Origin of the sequence: Dialister sp. UBA1703, assembly GCA_002320515.1 — a bacterium.
In the GTDB taxonomy this organism is placed as follows: domain Bacteria; phylum Bacillota; class Negativicutes; order Veillonellales; family Dialisteraceae; genus Dialister.
Map to the genome: position 1 here is coordinate 1 of DCJJ01000148.1, position 3,949 is coordinate 3,949.

Below are 3,949 nucleotides of genomic sequence, written 5' to 3' on the forward strand. Positions count from 1 at the left end.
TTTCTACGCATGGAAGAAGCATCTCTCCTATCCTTCGGAAAGAGAGAAGGCCCCTGCAGGCAATGGCAGGCTGTTTTAAGAATACAACAAAAGACCGGCCGGTACTTTGGGCTGCCTGACACTTACCCGCTCCCGCTGGGCATGTCAAAAAATCTAGACAAAAGGCCCAAGATACTGTATGATTATAGGGTAATGGAAGAGAGTGATCTTTTTGATTGATAAACAAATGATTTCCGAATCCCTGTCCAAATGGGGCGTGGACGGCCTGTTTGTGCAGAAGGATGAGAATTTACGGTACATCAGTGGATTCACCGGTTCTGACAGTTATCTTTTTTTGACGCCCCGGGATTTCTATTTCCTCACGGACAGCCGCTATGTGGAGCAGGCGAAGGAGGAGGCGAAGGGGTTCACTGTGGTGGACTACAGGGGGAAGCTGGCGGAGACGCTGGCCCGTCTCTCCACTTCTTGCCATGTGAAGCGTCTGGGCATTGAGTCGGTTTTGTCTTACAGGATGTATCTTTCTTTTGATGAGACCATGCCGGATGTGGATTTTGAGTTCTGTCCGGTGGATGATGTGCGCCGCATCAAGTCGGATGAGGAGCTTTCTCTTTTGAAGAGGGCCTGCGAAATTTCCGACGAGGGATTTAAAAATACGATTCCTTATATCCGCGCCGGCGTGACAGAACGGTATCTGCAGGCGGTGCTGGAGTGCGAGATGCTGAAGGCGGGGTCTGAGGGAAAGTCCTTTGATACCATCGTGGCATCCGGCGAGCGGGGGGCTTATCCCCACGGCACGGCTACTGAGAAGGTCATCGAGAATGGAGACCTCATTACTTTTGATTTCGGCGCCATTTATAAGGGATATCATTCCGATATTACAAGGACCGTGGCAGTGGGAGATATTTCCAGCCGCCAGCGTTTCCTTTACGATAAGGTTCTTGGCTGCAATGAGCATGTGGAAGGCCTTCTGAAGGCAGGCATCAGGGCCGATGAGGCCGATACGGCAGCCAGGGAGTATTTCAAGAAATGGGATCTGGATGCTTATTTCACCCATGCCCTGGGTCACAGTGTGGGCCTTGAGATTCACGAGGCGCCGGTGCTGGCCCAGAGGGACCATTCAGTTCTGGAAGTGAATATGACGGAAACTGTTGAACCGGGGGTCTATATCCCCGGCACCGGTGGAGTCCGTATCGAAGATACGGTTGTTATAAAGCAGGATGGCATTTCCATTCTGACTCTATTTCCCAAAAAATTTTTGCAAGTGTAGCAGGAGGAAGATTTAAATGATTTCTAGTAATGATTTACGTCCCGGTATTACCGTTGAACTGGATGGCCAGGTTTGGCAGTGCGTTGAATTTCTGCATGTAAAGCCGGGCAAAGGCGCCGCTTTCGTTCGTGCGAAGCTGAAAAATCTGCAGAACGGCTCCGTAGTGGAACGCAAGTTCAATGCAGGCATTAAGTTGCAGCCCGCCACTGTGGAACGCAAGCCCATGCAGTATCTCTACGAAGCTGACGGTTCCTACTGCTTTATGGATACAGAAACTTATGAACAGATCATGCTGAACAAGGAACAGCTGGGTGACAAGATCAATTTCCTGAAGGAAGAAATGGAATGCACTGTCATGTTCTTCAACGGCAACATTATCGGCGTAGATATTCCGAATTCCGTAGAACTGAAGGTCGTTGAAACTGAACCCGGCATCCGCGGCGATACAGCAACCGGCGGCTCCAAACCGGCTAAACTGGAAACGGGCTATACCGTATCTGTTCCGCTGTTCATCAATGAAGGGGAAGTTCTCCGTATCGATACCCGTACAGGCGCATACATTGAACGTGTAAAATAATGGGTGATTCCCATGGAAACGGTAAAAGTGGAAAATGAGCTGGGGCGTCTCCGCTTTTCCGACCGGGTCATTGCCATAGTGGCCAGGGCGGCGGCGGTCAGTGTTCCGGGCATTGCAGGCATGGGGGAGACTTTCCTCCAGAGCCTGTCCTCCGTCATGTCGGACAGGGATACGGACGGGGTCCATGTAGGCATCAGGGATGGCGCAGTCATCCTTGATCTTTACGTGTGCGTGTGCCACGGCCTTCGAATCCCTGCGGTGGCTCTGAAGCTGCAGGAGACGGTGAAGGAAGCGGTGTCCGATGCCCTTGGCATCCGTGTCAGTGCGGTGAATGTCAATGTGTCCCAGATTGTTTTTGAGAAGGACCAGGCAAAATGAGTCAGGATGAAACCATTACCATCGTGCCGGAGGAGGAAGTGTACGAGAAAATCGAGAGGGCTGTGCTTGCGGTTCCCGAAGTTTCCCATTTCACCGCCGACGGTTTCCAGGATATGATTTCCGGCCTTTCCCAGGCCTTCGGTTTTCACGGCCACAAAGGGCTCCTTGTGCGGAGAAGCCGGAAGAAGGGGATCAAGGTGGATGTCTCCCTGGCGCTCCGTAAGGGGTGCCGGCCGGTGGAAACGGCCCGCTACGTGCAGATGGTGGTGAGGAACCTTCTCCTTTCCCTTACCGATGAAACCATTTATGGCATAGATATAACCATTACTGATATTGTGAATTGAAAGAGGTCATCATGAGCAGAAGAAGCGCAAGAGAATATGCTCTCCAGGTTTTATACTCCAGGGAGCTGAATCCGGATACGGAAGCCATTACGTCGGATGGATTGGAATTATCCGAAAGCGACAGGGCCTTCGCTGATGCTCTGGTGGAGGCGGCTCTGGGTCATAGGGAAATCGATGAAACCATCACCGCCCACCTGAAAAACTGGTCTCTTTCCCAGCTCAATGTGGTGGATAAGAATATCCTCCGCCTGGCGCTGGCAGAATTCTATTTCATGGGTGACAGGGCTGCCGACAGGAAGCTCATCATCAATGAAGCTGTGGAAATGGCCAAGGTGTACGGCGGGGAAAACTCCTACCGTTTCATCAACGGCGTTCTCGATCAGGCAATGAAAGGATAATCATGGCAAGGTTTCTTGGAATAGATACCAGCTGCTACACCACGTCAGCCGCTGTCTGTGACTCTTCCGGGGAGCTTGCGGGGGAAGAAAGGATCGTTCTTTCCGTCAGGGAAGGAAACCGGGGGCTCTCCCAGTCCCAGATGGTCTTCCAGCACACGAAGAACCTTCCTCTCATTCTGCAGAAACTTTCTCCTTTCCTGCGGGATATCAAAGGAATCGGAGTATCTTCTTTTCCACGGAGGCGGGCAGATTCGTACATGCCCGCCTTTCTTGTTGGCAAAGGCTGCGCCTTTTCCCTTGCCGCCGCTCTCCACGTACCGGTATATGAATTCAGCCACCAGGAAAACCACGCCCTGGCGGCCATCAGGAAATACCCCGCCCTTTGGGGCAAGCCCTTCTACATGATGCACATGTCAGGAGGCACCATGGACGTCCTCTCCTGCATCTGGCAGGGGGAATGCATGGAAATTACAACCCTCATGGACTCCAAAGACATCACCGCCGGCCAGCTCATCGACCGCGTGGGCGTCTCCCTGGGCCTTCACTTCCCCTGCGGGAAAGAACTGGAGAAACTGGCGGAAAAAGGCAGCCACACCTACCACATCCCCCGCTCCTCGTTGAAAGGGGCCTTCTCCTTCTCCGGCCCCGAAACCAGGGTGCAGAAAGACATCGCCTCCGGAAAATACAGCAGGGAAGACATCGCCCAGGGCGTGCTGGAGCACATAGGAAAAGCCCTGGATAAAGAACTCTCTGCCTGTCCCTTCGATACCACCCGCCCCTTCATCGCCGTAGGCGGCGTCATGGCCAATCAGTACCTTCGGCATAAAGTGGAAGAAATCATGGATAGAAAAGGTATGAAAACCTATTTCGCCGATATCAGCGCCAGCAGCGATAACGCCACAGGAAACGCCTTCGGCGCTTTTATGAGACACGGCCTTTAACCGCGCGCGGGGGAAAGGCTCCACATCGTCATTTCGACCGCAGC

General features: G+C 52.7%; 7 protein-coding genes. All 7 read left to right on the plus strand.

Translation table 11 applies throughout. The annotated features are described in order from the left end of the window. The coding region (locus B2Y11_RS06550; RefSeq protein WP_291057509.1) for a hypothetical protein at positions 1 to 219 on the plus strand (219 nt) is incomplete at its 5' end. Continuing rightward, complete coding sequence (locus B2Y11_RS06555; protein ID WP_291057511.1) at positions 203 to 1,267, plus strand: M24 family metallopeptidase; 1,065 nt, start codon at positions 203 to 205, stop codon at positions 1,265 to 1,267. The genes B2Y11_RS06550 and B2Y11_RS06555, both read left to right, overlap by 17 nt. 16 nt (positions 1,268 to 1,283) lie before the next feature. Then, a complete protein-coding gene (efp, locus tag B2Y11_RS06560) occupies positions 1,284 to 1,844 on the plus strand; it encodes an elongation factor P (RefSeq protein ID WP_008859000.1) in 561 nt (186 codons plus the stop codon). Between the two features lie 12 nt (positions 1,845 to 1,856). After that, positions 1,857 to 2,222, plus strand: coding sequence for an Asp23/Gls24 family envelope stress response protein (locus B2Y11_RS06565; protein WP_291057513.1), 366 nt, complete (start codon positions 1,857 to 1,859; stop codon positions 2,220 to 2,222). Beyond that, a complete protein-coding gene (locus B2Y11_RS06570; RefSeq protein ID WP_291057515.1) occupies positions 2,219 to 2,566 on the plus strand; it encodes a hypothetical protein in 348 nt (115 codons plus the stop codon). The genes B2Y11_RS06565 and B2Y11_RS06570 overlap by 4 nt, the downstream gene beginning before the upstream one ends. An 11-nt stretch (positions 2,567 to 2,577) precedes the next feature. After that, the gene (nusB, locus tag B2Y11_RS06575; protein WP_291057517.1) at positions 2,578 to 2,964 is read left to right on the plus strand and encodes a transcription antitermination factor NusB; all 387 of its coding nucleotides are present in this window, start codon (positions 2,578 to 2,580) and stop codon (positions 2,962 to 2,964) included. 2 nt (positions 2,965 to 2,966) lie between these two features. Then, the gene (locus tag B2Y11_RS06580) at positions 2,967 to 3,905 is read left to right on the plus strand and encodes a glycoprotease (protein WP_291057519.1); all 939 of its coding nucleotides are present in this window, start codon (positions 2,967 to 2,969) and stop codon (positions 3,903 to 3,905) included. The last annotated feature ends 44 nt before the right edge of the window (positions 3,906 to 3,949 follow it).